General features: G+C 48.6%; 19 protein-coding genes and 1 other RNA gene. 16 read left to right on the top strand and 4 right to left on the bottom strand.

Features of this window, described 5'->3' with window-relative positions; genetic code table 11:
- Positions 1-166: 166 nt before the first annotated feature.
- From rplM to sspB, 7 genes are all read left to right on the top strand, one after another.
- Positions 167-595: a 50S ribosomal protein L13 gene (rplM, locus tag Q365_RS0109425; RefSeq protein ID WP_016960771.1), complete on the top strand. Its 429-nt coding sequence runs from the start codon at positions 167-169 to the stop codon at positions 593-595.
- A gap of 12 nt (positions 596-607) precedes the next feature.
- On the top strand, positions 608-997 hold the full coding sequence (gene rpsI, locus Q365_RS0109420) for a 30S ribosomal protein S9 (protein WP_028023111.1): 390 nt from the start codon (positions 608-610) through the stop codon (positions 995-997).
- A gap of 392 nt (positions 998-1389) precedes the next feature.
- Entirely contained in the window at positions 1390-1980 is a 591-nt protein-coding gene (gene petA / locus Q365_RS0109415; RefSeq protein ID WP_028023110.1) for a ubiquinol-cytochrome c reductase iron-sulfur subunit, read from the top strand.
- On the top strand, positions 1980-3242 hold the full coding sequence (locus Q365_RS0109410; protein WP_028023109.1) for a cytochrome b: 1263 nt from the start codon (positions 1980-1982) through the stop codon (positions 3240-3242). The genes petA and Q365_RS0109410 overlap by 1 nt, the downstream gene beginning before the upstream one ends.
- Positions 3242-3979, top strand: coding sequence for a cytochrome c1 (locus Q365_RS0109405; RefSeq protein WP_028023108.1), 738 nt, complete (start codon positions 3242-3244; stop codon positions 3977-3979). The genes Q365_RS0109410 and Q365_RS0109405 overlap by 1 nt, the downstream gene beginning before the upstream one ends.
- Before the next feature lie 86 nt (positions 3980-4065).
- Positions 4066-4701: a stringent starvation protein SspA gene (sspA, locus tag Q365_RS0109400; RefSeq protein ID WP_028023107.1), complete on the top strand. Its 636-nt coding sequence runs from the start codon at positions 4066-4068 to the stop codon at positions 4699-4701.
- Positions 4701-5198: a ClpXP protease specificity-enhancing factor gene (gene sspB, locus Q365_RS0109395; RefSeq protein WP_028023106.1), complete on the top strand. Its 498-nt coding sequence runs from the start codon at positions 4701-4703 to the stop codon at positions 5196-5198. The genes sspA and sspB overlap by 1 nt, the downstream gene beginning before the upstream one ends.
- Positions 5199-5243: 45 nt before the next feature.
- Here sspB and Q365_RS0109390 read toward each other — a convergent pair whose 3' ends face one another.
- The 4 genes from Q365_RS0109390 to Q365_RS0109375 are packed head-to-tail and all read right to left on the bottom strand — an operon-like array spanning position 5244 to position 8592.
- Entirely contained in the window at positions 5244-5801 is a 558-nt protein-coding gene (locus Q365_RS0109390; RefSeq protein WP_028023105.1) for a BON domain-containing protein, read from the bottom strand.
- A 3-nt stretch (positions 5802-5804) separates the two neighbouring features.
- A complete protein-coding gene (locus Q365_RS0109385) occupies positions 5805-6395 on the bottom strand; it encodes a phosphoheptose isomerase (protein WP_028023104.1) in 591 nt (196 codons plus the stop codon).
- A gap of 9 nt (positions 6396-6404) precedes the next feature.
- Complete coding sequence (locus Q365_RS0109380) at positions 6405-6767, bottom strand: YraN family protein (protein WP_028023103.1); 363 nt, start codon at positions 6765-6767, stop codon at positions 6405-6407.
- Positions 6751-8592, bottom strand: coding sequence for a penicillin-binding protein activator (locus Q365_RS0109375; RefSeq protein ID WP_028023102.1), 1842 nt, complete (start codon positions 8590-8592; stop codon positions 6751-6753). The genes Q365_RS0109380 and Q365_RS0109375 overlap by 17 nt, the downstream gene beginning before the upstream one ends.
- 55 nt (positions 8593-8647) lie before the next feature.
- On the opposite strand from Q365_RS0109375, the gene rsmI reads away from it, so the two are divergent.
- The 9 genes from rsmI to mraY all read left to right on the top strand — a co-directional run bounded on the left by rsmI (position 8648) and on the right by mraY (position 17645).
- Positions 8648-9508, top strand: a complete 861-nt coding sequence (gene rsmI / locus Q365_RS0109370; RefSeq protein WP_028023101.1) for a 16S rRNA (cytidine(1402)-2'-O)-methyltransferase — start codon at positions 8648-8650, stop codon at positions 9506-9508.
- A gap of 55 nt (positions 9509-9563) precedes the next feature.
- Positions 9564-9951: RNase P RNA component class A (gene rnpB / locus Q365_RS26110), an RNA gene on the top strand.
- Between the two features lie 286 nt (positions 9952-10237).
- On the top strand, positions 10238-10696 hold the full coding sequence (gene mraZ / locus Q365_RS0109365) for a division/cell wall cluster transcriptional repressor MraZ (RefSeq protein WP_028023100.1): 459 nt from the start codon (positions 10238-10240) through the stop codon (positions 10694-10696).
- A 12-nt stretch (positions 10697-10708) separates the two neighbouring features.
- Positions 10709-11662, top strand: coding sequence for a 16S rRNA (cytosine(1402)-N(4))-methyltransferase RsmH (gene rsmH, locus Q365_RS0109360; RefSeq protein WP_028023099.1), 954 nt, complete (start codon positions 10709-10711; stop codon positions 11660-11662).
- Complete coding sequence (gene ftsL, locus Q365_RS0109355; protein ID WP_028023098.1) at positions 11662-11973, top strand: cell division protein FtsL; 312 nt, start codon at positions 11662-11664, stop codon at positions 11971-11973. The genes rsmH and ftsL overlap by 1 nt, the downstream gene beginning before the upstream one ends.
- Positions 11973-13724: a penicillin-binding transpeptidase domain-containing protein gene (locus tag Q365_RS0109350; RefSeq protein WP_028023097.1), complete on the top strand. Its 1752-nt coding sequence runs from the start codon at positions 11973-11975 to the stop codon at positions 13722-13724. Before ftsL ends, Q365_RS0109350 begins: the two co-directional genes overlap by 1 nt.
- Positions 13724-15211: a UDP-N-acetylmuramoyl-L-alanyl-D-glutamate--2,6-diaminopimelate ligase gene (gene murE / locus Q365_RS0109345; protein WP_028023096.1), complete on the top strand. Its 1488-nt coding sequence runs from the start codon at positions 13724-13726 to the stop codon at positions 15209-15211. The genes Q365_RS0109350 and murE overlap by 1 nt, the downstream gene beginning before the upstream one ends.
- On the top strand, positions 15208-16569 hold the full coding sequence (locus tag Q365_RS0109340; RefSeq protein WP_028023095.1) for a UDP-N-acetylmuramoyl-tripeptide--D-alanyl-D-alanine ligase: 1362 nt from the start codon (positions 15208-15210) through the stop codon (positions 16567-16569). The genes murE and Q365_RS0109340 overlap by 4 nt, the downstream gene beginning before the upstream one ends.
- Positions 16563-17645, top strand: coding sequence for a phospho-N-acetylmuramoyl-pentapeptide-transferase (mraY, locus tag Q365_RS0109335; RefSeq protein ID WP_028023094.1), 1083 nt, complete (start codon positions 16563-16565; stop codon positions 17643-17645). The genes Q365_RS0109340 and mraY overlap by 7 nt, the downstream gene beginning before the upstream one ends.
- Positions 17646-17647: the final 2 nt, after the last annotated feature.

The raw sequence follows: 17647 nt of genomic DNA, 5'->3' as shown, positions 1-17647 counted from the left end.
AAAGGTGATTTTTTCTCCACCCTTCCTTATAATCCTGCGACCCACCGTTACTGTTGAAAGGCTTAGGCCGAGGGAACCACCACTCGAAGGGGTGCTGAATGGGCTCTTATACAGTGGGAGCGAAAGCTCCTTAAGTGAAATCTTTAATTATCGGGTAATTATTAGCATGAAAACTTTCGTTGCTAAACCAGAAAGCGTAAAACGCGACTGGTATATTGTAGACGCAGAAGGTAAAACTCTGGGCCGTATCGCAACTGAGATCGCATCTCGTCTGCGTGGTAAGCACAAGCCGGAGTACACTCCGCACGTTGACACTGGTGACTACATCGTAGTTATCAATGCGGACAAAGTAACCGTAACTGGTGCGAAATTCACTGACAAGATCTACTACAGCCACTCTGGCTACATTGGTGGTATCAAGTCAATCAGCTTTGATAAGCTGCAAGTGAAAAAACCAGAAATGATCATCGAACTTGCCGTTAAAGGTATGTTGCCACGTGGTCCTCTAGGTCGTGCAATGTTCCGTAAACTGAAAGTTTACGCGGGCGCTGAGCACAAGCACGCGGCACAACAGCCGCAAGTACTGGACATCTAAGGGGATATTACAATGGCAGAACAATACTACGGCACTGGTCGTCGCAAGAGCTCTACAGCTCGTGTATTCATCAAGCCGGGCAGCGGTAACATCGTAATCAACAAGCGTGAGCTGGAGCAGTACTTCGGTCGCCCAACCGCTTGTATGGTTGTTCGTCAGCCACTTGAGCTGGTTGAAATGACTGAAAAGCTAGACCTTTACATCACTGTTTCTGGTGGTGGTATTTCTGGTCAAGCTGGTGCTATCCGTCACGGTATTACCCGTGCACTGATGGAATACGATGAGACTCTTCGTCCTGCTCTTCGTGCAGCTGGCTTCGTCACTCGTGACGCGCGTAAGGTTGAACGTAAGAAAGTTGGTCTACGTAAAGCACGTCGTCGTCCACAGTTCTCTAAGCGTTAATTCGCTTCCGAATTCTATTCGGGAACTATGGATCAAAAAGCCTGGCTTATTGCCAGGCTTTTTATTATCTAAATTCAAATCATTACACCGATCAATACACCCAATCTCTCCCTCTATTCCATCTTTCCTTATATTGATATTTCCCTGAATTTTTTCTTTTTTAGCAGTTAGTTAAAAAAACGGTGCATACCTCACATTTGTTACAAAAAAGTAGCTTTATCTTGTCAAAAAGTGGGGTTTTCCTTATCATTTAAGCCACGTATGCCTGTGCTATCTTTAGATAATCAATAGGCCGTCTACGTAATAAATATTTTTTTGAGTTAGCCGTACGCTCCAGGGACGCATAAGGACAGTTATAAAAATCCATGCGGGAGCACATGGGAGAATGTTGGATGAGCAATGCGCCAGTTAATTCCGGCCGACGCCGTTTCCTGACTCTATCAACCGCTGTGGTTGGTGGTGTGGGTGCAGCAGCAGTCGCTGTACCTTTTATTAAGTCTTGGAACCCTAGCGCCAAAGCAAAGGCTGCCGGAGCCCCGGTCGAAGTCGATATTAGTAAAATTGAGGAAGGCCAATTAATCAGGGTGATTTGGCAGGGTAAGCCTGTATGGATTGTTCGTCGTAGCGAACTTGCTTTACAGCAATTGAATGAGATCGGCGACAAGCTTCGCGATCCTGAGTCTCTTGAACCACAGCAGCCTGAGTATATTAAAAACGCTTACCGCTCCATAAAGCCTGAGCTTTTTGTTGCTGTGGGTTTGTGCACGCATCTTGGTTGCTCCCCAACGTATCTGCCAGACAGTTTTGGGGAACAGGTTGAGGGCGTCACATCTGGGTTCTTCTGTCCGTGTCACGGTTCGAAGTTCGATATGGCGGGGCGTGTATTCCAGAGTGTACCAGCACCACTTAATCTGGTTGTTCCGCCTTATACTTATTTGAATGATAAGCGTATTCTGGTGGGTGCCGATGAGGGAGCAGCGTAATGGAAAACTTGCTTAATTGGTTCGAGAAACGCCTGCCTGTGATGAATGCTTATAAAAAGCATTTGTCTGAATACCCAATGCCGAAAAACTTTAACTTCTGGTACCTGTTTGGCTCGCTTGCCATGCTGGTACTAGTCAACCAGCTACTAACAGGCATCTGGCTGACCATGAGCTACAACCCTTCTGCGGAAGGAGCTTTTGCGTCAATTGAATACATCATGCGTGATGTCGAATATGGCTGGCTACTACGTTATATGCACTCGACGGGTGCATCTGCGTTTTTCGTCGTGATATACCTCCATATGTTCCGCGGTCTCATTTATGGTTCTTACCAAAAGCCTCGTGAGCTGCTGTGGGTATTCGGCATGCTGATCTTCTTAGCGCTGATGGCTGAAGCTTTCATGGGTTACTTGCTACCGTGGGGACAGATGTCTTACTGGGGTGCGCAGGTTATCATTTCATTGTTTGGTGCAATTCCAGTCATTGGTGACGACTTAACACTATGGATTCGTGGTGACTTTGTCCTTTCTGGTGCAACGCTAAACCGTTTCTTTGCCCTGCATGTTGTAGCATTGCCAATTGTGATTTTGTTGCTGGTTGTTTTGCACATCCTTGCACTACACGAAGTTGGCTCAAATAACCCTGACGGTATTGAAACCAAATTGCCTAAGGGTGAAAAAGGCGAAGGCTACGAGACACAGTTCGCGTTCCATAAGTACTACACCAAGAAATACGACATCATTGATTCCGTTCCTTTCCATCCGTATGGAACAGTGAAGGATCTCATCGGTGTTGCTGGTTTTGGTATTTTGTTTGCTTACGTCATCTTCTTCAATCCAGAAATGGGCGGCTATTTCCTTGAGCCACCTAACTTTGAAGCGGCAAACCCGATCAAGACACCTGATCACATTGCGCCGGTATGGTACTTCACACCGTTCTACGCCATCTTGCGTGCGGTTCCTGATAAGTTAACCGGTGTTGTTCTCATGGGCTTGTCCATCGCTGTGTTGTTTGTTCTGCCTTGGTTGGATCGCTGTAAAGTGCGCTCTTACCGCTACCGCAGCAAATTGCACTTAGCGAACATTGTTCAGTTCGTTATCTCCTTCATTGCTTTGGGTGTGTTGGGTACGTTGCCTGCAACTAGCCTGTATACGCTGCTGGCTCAGATCTTTAGCTTTGGTTACTTCATGTTCTTTGTTCTGCTGTTTGTCTACAGCAAGAATGAAGCAACAAAACCATTACCGGAGAGGGTGAACTACTAATGAAGAAGTGGATTGTAATGTTGTTCGCGCTGTTGCCTTCTCTCGCGATGGCGGCAGGGTCGAGCGTTCCGCTGGATGCGGCAAACAATGATTTGTCAGACAAAGCATCACTACAAAACGGTGCTAAGTTGTTCATGAACTACTGTTTTGGTTGTCATGCAACTCAGTATCAGCGCTATGAGCGTATTGCTGATGATCTTGATATTCCAAAAGATCTGATGATGGCGAATCTGGTTTTTGATGAAAACGCAAAAATCGGTGACTTGGTTAAGAATGCAATCACTGTCGATGACGCAGCGACCTTCTTTGGTGGTCCAGCGCCTGATCTAACACTTGTGGCGCGAGTTCGCGGCACGGATTGGATCTATACCTACCTTCGTTCTTTTTATGAAGATCCCTCTCGTCCATTTGGCGTAAACAACACGGTATTCCCGAGCGTTGGTATGCCACACGTACTTGAAGAGCTTCAAGGCACACCGGTTAAGCAGTACAAATCTGTATTGATAGATGGCCAGCAAGTTGAAGAGTTTGTTGGTATCGAATCACTGGGTAATGGCGAGCTGAGTCCTGAAGAGTATGATGATGCTGTTCGTGATTTGGTGAACTTCCTCGAATATTCGGGCGAGCCGAATAAACTGGAACGTCAGCAGATGGGCTACTGGGTCATTGGCTTCCTTGTCGTTTTGCTTATCTTGACCATATTGCTCAAGAAAGAGTATTGGCGTGACGTTCACTGATCGGTTAATCTAGTGAGTTGCTGATCCACAATGGGAGCAGGTGCTCCCATTGTTTTTTCTATAGATGAAACATTCTGGAGGGGTTAATGGCTGTTGCTGCCAATAAACGCTCGGTGATGACGTTGTATTCTGACGCATCAGACATGTATAGCCATCAGGTTCGCATCGTTCTTGCTGAGAAAGGTGTAACCTACGAGATTGAGCTTGTTGATCCTACTAACCTACCAGAGGATTTACTTGATCTGAATCCGTACAACTCGGTACCGACTTTAGTTGACCGTGAATTGGCATTGTATAACGCCAATATCATCATGGAATACCTGGATGAGCGTTTCCCTCACCCGCCGCTAATGCCGGTTTACCCTGTTGCTCGTGGTAACAGTCGCCTGATGATGTATCGTATCGAGCGTAACTGGTACACCTTGGCTGAGAAAGTCGAGAAAGGCAATGCTGAAGAAGCTGATAAGGCTCGCCGTCAGCTGCGTGAAGAGTTGCTTGCTCTGGCACCTGTATTTGCAGAGTACCCATTCTTTATGAGCGAAGAGTTTAGCTTGGTAGATTGCTACTTGGCACCTTTGCTATGGCGTTTGCCAGTGATGGGTATCGAGCTAAGTGGTCCGGGTTCGAAAGAAGTGAAGACTTACATGGCTCGCGTTTTTGAACGTGATTCATTCTTGGCTTCCTTGACTGAAGCTGAGCGCGAGATGCGTCTGGCCCAGTAATGACTGAAGAGACATTGAAGCCTCGTCGCCCGTATTTATTACGGGCGTTTTACGACTGGTTAATTGAAAACGATCTGACGCCACACTTAGTGGTTGATGCGACGTTGCCCTACGTGAATGTGCCGCTTGAGTATGTTCAGGATGGTCAAATAGTTCTAAACGTTGCGCCAAGGGCGGTTGGCAATCTTGATCTGGGTAATGATGAAGTTTGTTTCAATGCGCGTTTTGGTGGTCGACCTATGCTCGTGTCGGTACCGCTTTATGCTGTACTCGCAATTTATGCACGAGAGAATGGTGCGGGTACCATGTTCGATCCTGAACCTGTTTATGAAGCAGAACTTGAGCGAATTGAACTGGAACCTGAAACTGAATATGAAGGCGAGAATATCGCTGATATTTCTGGGAAAGTCGAGGTGGAGGAATCCACTGATGTTGAACCAGATTCAGAGCCAGACAATAGATTCAAAGGTCGTCCAACACTGACGGTCGTTAAATAAAAAAAGCAGCCAATGGCTGCTTTTTTCTTATCCTTTCAAACTGAGTTATTCAGTTTCCGCGGGGGCTGAAGGTTGCTCATAATATTGAAAGCCTTTAATAACCTGCTTTACGCCGCTTAGGTTGCGCGTTATCTCGGTTGCCTCGTTGGCTTGCTCACGTGTGACATACCCAAGCAAGAACACTTCACCATCTTCAGACAACACTTTGATATTAACGTTTCTCAGTTTCTTACTGCCAATGATTGCGGATTTAACCTTGGTGGTAAGCCAAGCATCTTTACTCACTTCGCCTAATGACAGCGGTTCTTTAATGCGTATTTGGTCGTAGACCGTTTCTATGCCTTTAAGCTCGCGTATTTTTGCGACAAGAGACTGCTTGAGGTCGCTGGTCTTCGCTTGGCCAATCAGCAGTAGGTTTCCATCGTAAGCCACTGCATTGATGCGCGTATCGCCTTGGTAGGGGGCTTTATTGGCAATCCCTGCGACTTCCATTGATAGCTGAGTGTCTGCCCATTCTGTTTTTGCGTTTCGAGTGTCCTGCTCATAAATAGCCGAACAGGCACTTAAGCCAAAGAGTGCGGCAAGTAAAAGTGCCTTTTTCATCGTTTACCCTCCGTGTGTTGGGAAAAGGAATTGGTCAATCAAATCACAAAGGGTATGTAGGGTAACGAGGTGAACCTCTTGAATACGCGCAGTGCGTTGCGATGGCACACGGATCTCCACATCAACTTCACCGAGCAGCCCTGCCATTTCGCCGCCATCTTTACCTGTTAGTGCGACAATTGTCATGTCTCGGGTTACTGCGGCTTCCATCGCTTTGATAATGTCTTTGCTGTTTCCGCTTGTGGAAAGAGCCAAAAGTACATCGCCAGCCTGTCCAAATGCTCGCACCTGCTTTGAAAACACCTCATCATGGTGATAATCATTGGCGACGGCTGTCAAAGTCACGGTGTCAGCCGTTAGCGCAAGTGCTGGTAGGCTAGGGCGCTCGGTTTCAAAGCGATTGAGCAGGCATGATGCGAAGTGTTGGGCATTTGCTGCAGAGCCACCATTACCACAACAAAGGATCTTGTTGCCATTTAGCAAGCATTGAACCATGACCATCGCGGCTTTTGAAATTGGCTCCGGCAGTGCTTCAGCGGCTGCGATCTGAGTTTGGATGCTTTCGGTGAAGCTCTCTTTGATGCTGTCTAGCATTGATTACCCTTAAAAATATATATTCTTCATCCAGTTTACAGAGTTTACATCACCTTCAAAAGCCACAGCATCAAAGCGAAATTCAGCGTGTGTCGCGGAAAGGCCTTGTTTGGCAAGCCAGAGATAAGCGGATTTCAGCAAACGCTGCTGTTTTTGATGAGAAATAGTGACTGCTGCACCACCGAAAGCTGATTGTTTGCGAAATTTAACTTCTACAAATACGATGCAGGTGTCGTGGCGCATCACAAGATCTAATTCGCCCACTTTAAAGCGGGCATTTTTATCCAGAGTGACTAAGCCTTGCCGTTCCAGAAAACGGCAGGCTTGTTGTTCATAGAGATCGCCAGTTTGTTTCTTATTTAACTGAAACAATCCCTTGGTCTCCAAAGACAGCCCAAGACACAGAGCGATTCACTGTGCAATAGTCACCGAGAGACAGTTCTCCGGAATGACCTTCGTAGCGATATTCTGGTAAGGCTTGCATCTGAGGTAGCGCCTCGATAAGCGCGTAAGCATCCATTCCCAATGCGTATAGGCGCGTCATCCCGTTATCGAGTTCCGGCCAGAGTTGGTTGAAGCGCGCTGCGGTAGGATCGTTGGGCTCAACAAGCAAAGGAACATCGCTAAATTCAATCCCGCGAAGTTCGCCAATTTCACCGACACCATTCACGCGGTTGTTGCTGCGTGAACTCGCGTAGAGTTTTGGCGGTTTAACATCAGGGTTGATTGCGACTTCAATGAAGGGTTTAAGCAGTGTGAGTTCGCCAGCATTCGCTACCAAGTATACGGAGTCGACATCACGACGACTGCGTTGCTCTGATTCCATGTCCAAGCCAAGCAATTGGTTCATCTGCTGAATACGGCCTTGGCTTTCCGTTAAACCAAACACACGTTTAACGGTTTTTTGCATGGCTGAGCGATTTTTAAAATACTCGACTTCAGCGGGCTCGCCTGTTTCAGCTTCCCATTGCTTAGAGAAAGCATCACTGACTCGGCGACCAAAGCGGTTATCGGGGGCGATAACCAAAGGAAATTGGTGCTTGTTCTGGGCAATATGCAGTGCAGCTTGCTCGGCTTCTTGCTCTGGTGACAGCGTAAAAAAGCAGGTATTGGCTTCGCCATCTTCATTGATCGGGATATTCAATGCCAACGTAGGAATGCTATTTGCGCTTTTCGTGAGAAAGTCATCGACGTTGTCTTTTTGCAATGGACCAATGACAAACTGAATACCATCTGTGCGCATTTGATTGACGATATCCATCATTGGTATGGCATTGGTGTCATAAAACATCACTGAAGGCACGGTATTGCCCGAGTTATCGTCCAGCAATGCTTGTAATAAGCCATTGCGGATCGCTTCACCTTGTGTGGCAAACTTATCGCTAAGCGGCAGCATCACACCGATACGATCTGGGCGAGTGATCTCCATCGACTGCAATGTCGCTAAATTCTCAGGTAAATACTGATTGGCGGGGTGCGATGGATTCGCAGCTAGCCATTCGTTCAGCGCTTCTTGTTGCTGGGCAGGTCGGCCAGCGTAGCGACGAACTGTATTGACGAGTTCAATCCATCCCACCAAGGTTTGGTTGCCACTGGCGGTGAGGGCATTGAGATCAGACTGCGGCATTTGTACCAACAGATCCCACACTCGGTTCCAGTTTTGCTGCTTATCATAGCTGTCAGTGAGATAAGGCGATGCTTCAGCATAGGACAGGGCTGCACCCGCTTTATTTCCCACTTGCTGATAGAGTTCGCCTTTTAAGGTGTAGTAACGCTCAAGTTGAACTGAGGGCAGTTGCCATGTCGGCAAAAAATTGAGGCTATCTACCGCTGCTTGAGCATTGCCATTTTGTGCCAAAAGCTGTGCTCGCCCAAGTTGCCACTCAGAAAGCTGCAAATTTGTTAGTGGCATTTTTGCAATACGGCTCACTAAAACATTGGCTTGCGAAAATTGCTGCTCCGCAATAAGGGCTTTCAAAGCAAGCAAATACCAATCTGCTTTTTCTTCACCTGTCGTCGTTTCAGCCTTTAGCAAGTAGAACGTTGATGACTCACGCGCAGGCGCCGTAATGTCATATTGAGGTCCTTGCTCTACTGGTGGCGTTGTTACACACGCCGAAAGCGCCAATGCTAGGGCGATTGGAGAGATAACTCGTGATACACTTTTGCACTTATGGGTTATTTTACGCATGAACATCTTCTGTCCGTAACTTGTTGCCCTCTATATTAATCGCCGAAGGGTTGTGAAACAAATGACTGATGAAACTTCAACCGTGGTTGACGTCTCAACTTTATATATCGTGCCGACACCGATCGGAAACCTGGGAGACATCACCCAGCGTGCACTGGAAATATTGCAGCAGGTTGACATCATTGCTGCCGAGGATACCCGCCACACTGGCAGACTTTTGTCCCATTTTAGTATCACGACCCGAACTTTTGCGCTTCATGACCATAATGAACAACAAAAAGCGGATTTCTTGATAGAAAAACTGGTCAATGGTCAGTCAATTGCGTTGGTGTCGGATGCTGGCACGCCGTTGATCTCAGATCCAGGTTACCACTTAGTGACTCGTTGTCGTCAGGCAGGTGTTAAAGTTGTGCCTTTGCCCGGACCATGTGCGGTGATTACCGCGCTAAGTGCGTCAGGTTTGCCATCTGACCGCTTCAGTTTTGAAGGCTTCTTGCCGCCAAAGAGTAAAGGTCGACGCGATAAATTTACTGAGATCGCCCAAGATCCTCGAACCATGATTTTCTATGAGTCGCCACACCGCATTACTGACACGTTGGAAGACATGTTGGCGGTGCTAGGTACAGAGCGCCAAGTGGTGCTGGCTCGTGAACTGACGAAAACCTACGAAACCATTCATGGTGCGCCGTTAGGTGAATTGGTTGAATGGCTCAGTGAGGACAGCAACCGCATTCGTGGCGAAATGGTATTGTTGATTGCTGGCCATCGCGCAGAGAAAGACGATTTGCCGATTGAAGCTACCAATGCGGTTACCTTGATCGCCAAAGAATTGCCTTTGAAAAAAGCCGCCGCGATTGCTGCTGAGCTTTATAACGTGAAGAAAAATGCCCTGTATAAGTGGGGATTGGATAATCTAGAGTAATAAGTCGTGACGAAACGCTAGATTAGTGGTGGTGAGTTCTATATAATCCGCCGCCTGAGTTGGCTGGGTAACCGCTGCTTCGTTGATGTCCTTTGGGAGACTGACGGGGGGGAGGAAAGTCCGGGCTCCACAGGGCAGGGTGCCAGGTAACGCCTGGGAGGCGCAAGCCTACGACTAGTGCAACAGAGAGCAAACCGCCGATGGTTTACTATTTATAGTATTCACAGGTAAGGGTGAAAGGGTGCGGTAAGAGCGCACCGCGCGACTGGCAACAGTTCGTGGCACGGTAAACTCCACCCGGAGCAAGACCAAATAGGTCCCCTTTGGCGCGGCCCGCGTTGGGGACGGGTAGGTTGCTTGAGCCTGTGAGCGATTGCAGGCCTAGACGAATGGTTACCACCGTTTTTACGGTACAGAACCCGGCTTACAGGCCGACTCACTTAATACCCAGAAGGCGAGCATTAGCTCGCCTTCTTTAGTTTTAAAGATTGGAAAAGCTGATTTAGCGTCTGCTAAAACACGAATATTGTCACTGGTATGGTGTGCGGTTAAAAAAACAGCATGCCTTCAATCAACGACAAGTTGTTGAAATAAAATATGGTTCGCGGAACTGTGATCCATGTCGCCTAACAGGGTTGCTTGACTTTCTTTTTGCCTGATACTTACACTTCTAAGTGGGAAATTGTGGAATAAAGTGGGTTATTCTGGTGGGAAAGGGAATGAAATGACATGTTGAGAGGGGTGAGCGCCATTTCTCTCGACGGAAAAGGTCGGGTAGCATTGCCAAAGCGATATCGAGAAGAACTTGATGCGCTATGCGATGGCGTGTTTGTATGCACCATTGATCATCAGTTACCATGCCTGCTGCTTTATCCGCTCCCTGAGTGGGAGCGGATTGAAGCCAAACTTTCCCGTCTTTCTAGCCTCAATCCTGCAGAGCGTCGATTGCAACGTTTGTTGCTCGGGCATGCGTTTGAGTGCGAGATGGACGGACAGGGTCGAATTTTGATTGCCCCAACGCTGCGTGACTACGCGGGGTTGAATGGGAAAGCCATGTTAGTTGGACAGTTGAACAAGTTTGAACTGTGGAACAGCGACAAGTGGCAAGAACAGATCGACCAAGATATTCAAATTCAAGCCGAATCAGCGGAAGCGTTGAGTGAAAGGCTCAACAATTTCTCGCTTTAGGTACCCAAGATTATGTCAGAGCAGTTTTCACATATTTCCGTCCTTCTCCACGAATCCATTGAGGGCCTCGCTCTCAAGCCCAACGGTATTTATATCGATGGGACGTTCGGACGTGGTGGTCACACCCGCGAGATCTTGTCACGTCTTGATGAGAATGCCCGTCTTTACAGTATCGACCGCGATCCACAGGCGATTGCTGAAGCAGGCAACATTGACGATCCGCGTTTCAATATCATTCAAGGTCCTTTCTCTGGTATTCAGCAATATGTTGAAGAGCTAGGTTTAAGTGGCCAGATCAACGGTATCTTATTCGACCTAGGCGTGTCTTCGCCTCAGCTTGATGACGCGGAGCGTGGTTTCAGCTTTATGCGTGACGGCCCGTTGGACATGCGCATGGATCCAACCTCAGGTTTATCTGCAGCGCAATGGCTTCAAGAAGCTGACGCCGATGATATTGCGTGGGTGCTTAAAGTCTTTGGTGAAGAGCGTTTCGCTAAGCGTATAGCTCGTGCCATTGTTGAACATCGTGAAGATGAAGAAAAAGAGCCACTGACCCGCACATTACAATTGGCAAAACTGATTGCCAATGTTGCGCCATCGCGAGACAGAAAAAAACACCCAGCTACGCGCAGCTTCCAAGCCATTCGTATTTACATCAACAGTGAGTTGGATGAAATCGAAACCGCGCTGCAAGGTGCATTGAACGTGCTGGCGCCAGAAGGGCGTTTGTCGGTAATTAGCTTCCATTCGCTGGAAGACCGTCTGGTGAAGCAATTCATTCGTAAGCAAAGCAAAGGGCCAGCCGTGCCTCATGGATTGCCGCTGACGGAAGATCAAATCCGTGCGCTGGGCAGTGCAAAAATGAAGCCTGTTGGTAAAGCGCTGAAGCCAAGCGATGGTGAAGTGTCAGACAACACACGTTCTCGCAGTTCAGTGTTGCGTGTCGCTGAAAAATTGGGTGACTAATGGAACGCGCACCGGGTCTGACTAAGCAAATATTTCATGACCTTACCACTGTGGGTAAGGTGCCATTGGTGTTGCTGGTACTGGTGCTGCTTTCAGCGTTATCTGTGGTGTATGTTACGCAAAAAACACGCACTGAAATTGCTCATCAAGATCGATTATTGATGGAGCGAGAAAGGCTCGAGGTGGAATGGCGAAACCAGATCCTCGAAGAACATGCGTTATCGGAACATAGCCGTGTCGAATCCATGGCGCGGAATGATCAGGACATGATTCGTCCTGATAGCAGACGTGAAATCATAGTGAGTCAATAGTGTTTAAGGGAAAAGCCAAACCAACGAATCAACGCGCCAAGAAGCCAGCGCCAACACTGATTAAGTGGCGTTTCGTGACGGTTTGCGTGTGTATTTCCTTTGCTTTGGTCGCTCTGATATCTCGTGCTGCCTATATTCAAGTGATAGAGCCAGATCGCCTTCGTTATGAAGGCGATTTGCGTTCTGTTCGCGTCAAAGCTCTACACTCATCCCGCGGTATGATCACCGACAGAAATGATGAATCTCTGGCAGTAAGTGTGCCTGTTGAAGCGGTCTATGTTGATCCTGTCACAGTATTCAAAAACGGCGGTTTGAAAGAAAAAGACCGCTGGTATGCGCTAGCCGATGTTCTCGGGCTAGATCGCGAGGAAATGCTCACTCGCATCGAAAAAAACCGTAAAAAGCGTTTTATTTACCTGCAACGTCAAGTTGGCCCCGCTGTCGCCAACTATGTAGCTGGTCTAAAGTTGCCAGGCATTGGCATGAACGATGAATCACGCCGATTTTACCCCGCGGGTGAAGTGAGCTCCCATTTGGTTGGTGTGACGGGTATCGATGGTCGCGGCTTAGAAGGTATCGAGCGTGGCTATGATGGTTGGCTGAGCGGTGAACCTGGCCGTCGTACTGTGCGCAAAGACAGATACGGTCGCGTCGTAGAAAACATTTCTTTGGAAGCCAAAGAAGAAGGCAAGCCGCTGCAGTTGAGTATCGATCAACGTCTTCAAGCCATTTCCTATCGCGCCATCAAGCAGGCCGTTGCAGACTACCGAGCGACATCGGGGTCGTTAGTCATGGTGGATGTTCGCACAGGCGAAGTGCTGGCCATGGTCAATGCGCCGTCATACAACCCTAATAATCGCGCTGATCTCAAAAGCTTCAAAATGCGTAACCGCGCTATCACCGACGTTTTTGAACCGGGTTCAACCATCAAACCTTTGGTGGTGTTGGCTGCGCTTGAGAATGGCGTTGCTGATGAAAACACTATCATTGATACCGGCAATGGCGTGATGTCCATTGGTGGAGCGCGAGTGCGTGACGTGTCGAAAGCCGGTAAGGCTGACCTTCGAAAAATCCTTCAAAAATCCAGTAATATCGGTGTCAGTAAACTCTCTCTTTCTATGCCTGTTGAAGCCTTGCTTGGCCTTTACAGTAGTTTTGGTATTGGTGATGCCACTGGCGTGAACCTGATTGGTGAGTCGTTCGGCTTGTACCCTAACCGCCGTCGTTGGTCTGATTTTGAGCGTGCGACGCTTTCGTTTGGTTACGGATTATCTATTACCCCCGCACAATTGGTACGCGCCTATGCCGTCCTTGGTGGATTAGGTGTGAATCGCCCGTTGTCGATATTGAAAACCGAAGCGGTTGTGCCGGGCAAGCAAGTTGCCTCTCGTGAAAACACGCGCAAGGTGTTGGACATGCTTGAAGCGGTTACCCAAGAAGGTGGCAGTGCGAGAAGAGCGGCGGTGGACGGTTATCGGGTCGGCGCTAAAACGGGTACCGCCAAAGTGGCTGTCGCAGGCGGCTATGGTGATGAATATATTGGTTATACAGCGGGGATCGCTCCCATCAGCAATCCTCGTATCGCTATCGTGGTCGTGATCAATGAACCGCAAGGCGACAAATATTACGGTGGTCAGGTTGCGGCCCCTGTGTTTTCAGACGTAATGAAGAGCGCGTTGCAGATATTAAATATTGCACCGGACGCTCAGCAACCCTCGTTACAGATTGCTAAAACGGACAGGCAAAACTGATGCCGAATACCAGCTTTAAAGAACTCTTGGCGCCGTGGTTTGAATCAGCGCCAGATATCAAAATCTCCGGTTTGAAACTGGACAATCGCCAGATAGTTCGTGGCGATGTGTTTGTTGCCGTTCAAGGGCATAGCTTGGACGCACGTCGTTATATCCCCGATGCCATTGCCGCGGGTGCGGTAGCCATTATTGCGGATGAAGGTGATACCAGCGGTCAGTTTGGTGTGTCGCTTCATGCGGATGTGCCTGTGGTGGCTTTCCCCCACCTAAAATCAACCTTGTCAGATATCGCTTCTCGTTTTTATCAAACCCCCAGCCTTGCGATGACGACGATCGGAATCACAGGCACAAACGGTAAAACGACGGTAAGCCAGTTAATAGCCCAATGGATTGATTTATTGGGTGGAAGAGCAGCGGTGATGGGAACCACGGGTAATGGCTTTCTTTCGTCACTCGAAGCCGCGCCAAATACCACGGGAAGTGCGCTGGATATCCAACACCAATTAGCCCAGTTTAAAGATCAAGGCGCGACCCATGTGGCGATGGAAGTGTCTTCGCATGGTTTAGTTCAAGATCGCGTGAAAGCGGTCTCTTTTGATGCTGCGATCTTCACCAACCTCAGCCGCGATCACCTTGATTATCATGGCACCATGGAAGCCTATGCTGAAGCTAAGCAGCGGTTGTTTACCTACTATGGCTCGCCAGTTCCTGTGATTAATGTGGACGATCCTATTGGCGCGGGTTGGGTGAAAAGCATGCCTGAAGCTGTAGCTGTTTCTATGTCAGAACACGCAGTGAGTGCTCATCAAGGTAAAAAGCTCTGGTTGACGGATGTCACCTACGCAACCAGTGGTGTCACTATCGCTTTCTCCTCATCATGGGGAGAGGGAGAATTCACCGCGCCATTGGTGGGTGAATTCAATGTGATGAACTTGCTTCTGAGCTTGGCGACATTGTTGGGGCTCGGGAATGAAAAATCCGCGCTGTTGGCTGTTGCTTCCCAACTTCAAGCCGTTATCGGTCGAATGGAAGTTTTTCATCGCGCTGACAAACCCATGTTAGTGGTTGATTATGCTCATACGCCCGACGCACTAGAAAAAGCACTCCTTGCACTGCGCCGCCACTGTGACGGTAAGTTGTGGTGTCTGTTTGGTTGTGGTGGTGACAGAGATACGGGCAAACGCCCAATGATGGCTGAGATTGCAGAACGTCTCGCCGATGTCGCCATTTTAACAGACGACAACCCTCGCTCGGAATCTCCTGAAAGCATCGTGGCAGACATGCTCAAGGGCATGGCCTCGCCAGAGAAAGCTGTTATTCTTCATGACCGTGCAGAGGCTTGTCGCTATGCCTTTGAAAATGCATCAGAAGATGATGTGATTCTTGTTGCAGGGAAAGGCCATGAAGATTACCAAGTGTTGGCATCTGGCACTGTTCATTATTCCGATCGTGAAACGGTTCGCGATCTGTTGGAGGTAAAGGGATGATCCCGGTTTCGCTTCAAACGTTGCAGTCTGTTTTAGCGGCTGACCTACAAGGTGAAGACGTCATCATCAATGCCGTATCGACCGATACGCGCACACTCGGCGAAGGCGCTCTGTTTGTGGCGCTGGTGGGTGAGCGTTTCGATGCGCATGACTTTATCGATACTGCCAAAGCCAATGGTGCTTCTGCATTGTTGGTCTCGACACATGTAGATTCTGATTTACCACAGCTAGTAGTTAAAGATACCAAGCTTGCATTGGGCCAGCTCGGTGCGTGGGTTAAAGCTCAGTGCGATGTCAAAACCATCGCACTAACAGGCAGTTGTGGCAAAACCACGGTGAAAGAAATGCTGGCGGCGATTTTGTCTCAGCAGGGACAAACCTTGTATACCGCGGGTAATTTTAATAACGACATCGGTGTGCCATTAACCTTGTTGCGCTTAACCCCCTCGGACGCCTATGCGGTGATTGAGCTGGGCGCGAATCACATCGGTGAAATTGCTTACACCACCCAGTTGGTGAAACCCGATATTGCGATGGTAACGAACCTAGCTGCGGCGCACCTTGAGGGCTTTGGCTCATTAGATGGTGTGGCTCAGGCCAAGGGCGAAATTTTTGAAGGGTTGGCAGACAACGCGTTGGCGATTGTGAACCTTGATAGTTTTGGTGGTGAACGCTGGGACACGGTATTGGAAAGTAAGCAGTTACTTACCATGACAGTGGCGGATAAAAATGCTGACTATCGTGCAGAGAACATCAGACAAACTGATAACGGTTGTTTCGAGTTTGATTTAGTGACGAACGAGGGGGTTTACCCTTTGTTTGTGAATTTACCCGGGCAACATAATGTCGCGAACGCGATATTGGCAACCATAGCGGCATTGAATGTTGATGGTGTCACCATGGATGATGTGGCGCGTGGTCTCGCTTCCGTGTCGCCTGTTAAGGGGCGAGGCGCGATAAGCTTTCCGCGTCCGGGACTTCGTCTGATTGACGACAGTTACAATGCGAGCCTTGCCGCCATGAAAGCCGCGGTCGATTTACTGGATGGCTTTGCGGGAGACAAGGTTATCGTCTTGGCCGACATGGGAGAGATGGGAGAACATTCCGCTGCCGTGCACCAAGAGGTAGCTGATCATCTCAGCCAATCTTCCATTCAAACCGTGATCACATATGGGCCAGCCAGCGAAGTCATCAGTGCTCGTTGCGGTGGTCAACATTTTGAAAATAAAGACGCGCTGATCGCGCATGTAGTAGAACTCATGAAAACAAAACGTGAAGTATCCGTTTTGGTCAAAGGGGCCAACGGAATGAAAATGTCAGAAGTGGTAGCAGCAATCGAGGAGAGCGCGTCATGCTAGATTGGCTATCGGATATTCTTGCCCAGCACATTCCCTTTTTCAGGCTATTTGATTACCTGACCTTTCGCGCCATTCTCAGTGTGTTGACCGCTTTAGTGCTTTCCCTTTGGATGGGCCCGCGCTTGATCGCCCGTTTGCAGATGTTGCAGATTGGCCAGGTGGTTCGCAACGAAGGCCCTGAATCTCACTTCAGCAAACGCGGAACGCCGACTATGGGCGGCTTGATGATCCTCACTGCGATTACCGTCACTGTGCTGCTGTGGGCCGACTTGTCCAACCCGTATGTGTGGGCGGTATTGTTTGTTACCTTGGGTTATGGCGCCATTGGCTTTGTTGATGATTATCGCAAAGTGGTACGTAAGAACACGGATGGTCTTATCGCACGTTGGAAGTATTTTTGGCAATCCGCTATCGCATTGGTCGTGGCATTTGCGCTCTATGCTTACGGAAAAGATACTGCTGCGACTCAGTTAGTTGTGCCTTTCTTTAAAGATGTCATGCCGCAGTTGGGCTTGTTCTACGTGGTGTTTACCTACTTTGTGATTGTGGGTACCAGTAACGCCGTTAACCTTACTGACGGCTTAGATGGCCTTGCCATTATGCCGACGGTGATGGTTGCTAGTGGCTTTGCCTTTATCGCGTGGGCAACGGGCAACGTTAACTTCGCAGAATATCTGCATATCCCTTACATCAAAGATGCAGGCGAACTCGTGGTGGTTTGTGCCGCGATTGTCGGCGCGGGTCTTGGCTTTTTGTGGTTTAACACCTACCCAGCACAAGTCTTTATGGGCGATGTGGGTTCACTTGCGCTGGGCGGTGCATTAGGCACCATTGCTGTGCTGGTTCGCCAAGAATTCTTGCTAGTGATCATGGGCGGCGTGTTCGTTATGGAAACACTGTCGGTGATCTTGCAAGTGGGTTCGTACAAGCTTCGTGGCCAACGCATTTTCCGCATGGCGCCTATCCATCACCATTATGAGTTAAAAGGTTGGCCCGAGCCGCGCGTGATTGTTCGATTTTGGATCATTACCTTGATGCTTGTTTTGATTGGTTTAGCCACGTTGAAGGTACGTTAATT

The sequence above is a fragment of the Enterovibrio calviensis DSM 14347 genome (genome assembly GCF_000621165.1).
Taxonomy (GTDB): Bacteria; Pseudomonadota; Gammaproteobacteria; order Enterobacterales; family Vibrionaceae; genus Enterovibrio; species Enterovibrio calviensis.
This window is presented reverse-complemented; position numbering and strand designations above follow the sequence as displayed.

Bases quoted from the DNA above. Each gene is read 5' to 3' on its own strand.
- Q365_RS0109410 (WP_028023109.1), top strand. From the start codon at position 1,980: ATGGAAAACTTGCTTAATTGGTTCGAGAAACGCCTGCCTGTGATGAAT.
- Q365_RS0109390 (WP_028023105.1), bottom strand. From the start codon at position 5,801: ATGAAAAAGGCACTTTTACTTGCCGCACTCTTTGGCTTAAGTGCCTGT.
- ftsL (WP_028023098.1), top strand. From the start codon at position 11,662: ATGGAACGCGCACCGGGTCTGACTAAGCAAATATTTCATGACCTTACC.
- rsmH (WP_028023099.1), top strand. From the start codon at position 10,709: ATGTCAGAGCAGTTTTCACATATTTCCGTCCTTCTCCACGAATCCATT.
- Q365_RS0109405 (WP_028023108.1), top strand. From the start codon at position 3,242: ATGAAGAAGTGGATTGTAATGTTGTTCGCGCTGTTGCCTTCTCTCGCG.
- petA (WP_028023110.1), top strand. From the start codon at position 1,390: ATGAGCAATGCGCCAGTTAATTCCGGCCGACGCCGTTTCCTGACTCTA.
- rpsI (WP_028023111.1), top strand. From the start codon at position 608: ATGGCAGAACAATACTACGGCACTGGTCGTCGCAAGAGCTCTACAGCT.
- sspA (WP_028023107.1), top strand. From the start codon at position 4,066: ATGGCTGTTGCTGCCAATAAACGCTCGGTGATGACGTTGTATTCTGAC.
- rplM (WP_016960771.1), top strand. From the start codon at position 167: ATGAAAACTTTCGTTGCTAAACCAGAAAGCGTAAAACGCGACTGGTAT.
- sspB (WP_028023106.1), top strand. From the start codon at position 4,701: ATGACTGAAGAGACATTGAAGCCTCGTCGCCCGTATTTATTACGGGCG.
- mraZ (WP_028023100.1), top strand. From the start codon at position 10,238: ATGTTGAGAGGGGTGAGCGCCATTTCTCTCGACGGAAAAGGTCGGGTA.
- mraY (WP_028023094.1), top strand. From the start codon at position 16,563: ATGCTAGATTGGCTATCGGATATTCTTGCCCAGCACATTCCCTTTTTC.
- Q365_RS0109375 (WP_028023102.1), bottom strand. From the start codon at position 8,592: ATGTTCATGCGTAAAATAACCCATAAGTGCAAAAGTGTATCACGAGTT.
- murE (WP_028023096.1), top strand. From the start codon at position 13,724: ATGCCGAATACCAGCTTTAAAGAACTCTTGGCGCCGTGGTTTGAATCA.
- rsmI (WP_028023101.1), top strand. From the start codon at position 8,648: ATGACTGATGAAACTTCAACCGTGGTTGACGTCTCAACTTTATATATC.
- Q365_RS0109385 (WP_028023104.1), bottom strand. From the start codon at position 6,395: ATGCTAGACAGCATCAAAGAGAGCTTCACCGAAAGCATCCAAACTCAG.
- Q365_RS0109340 (WP_028023095.1), top strand. From the start codon at position 15,208: ATGATCCCGGTTTCGCTTCAAACGTTGCAGTCTGTTTTAGCGGCTGAC.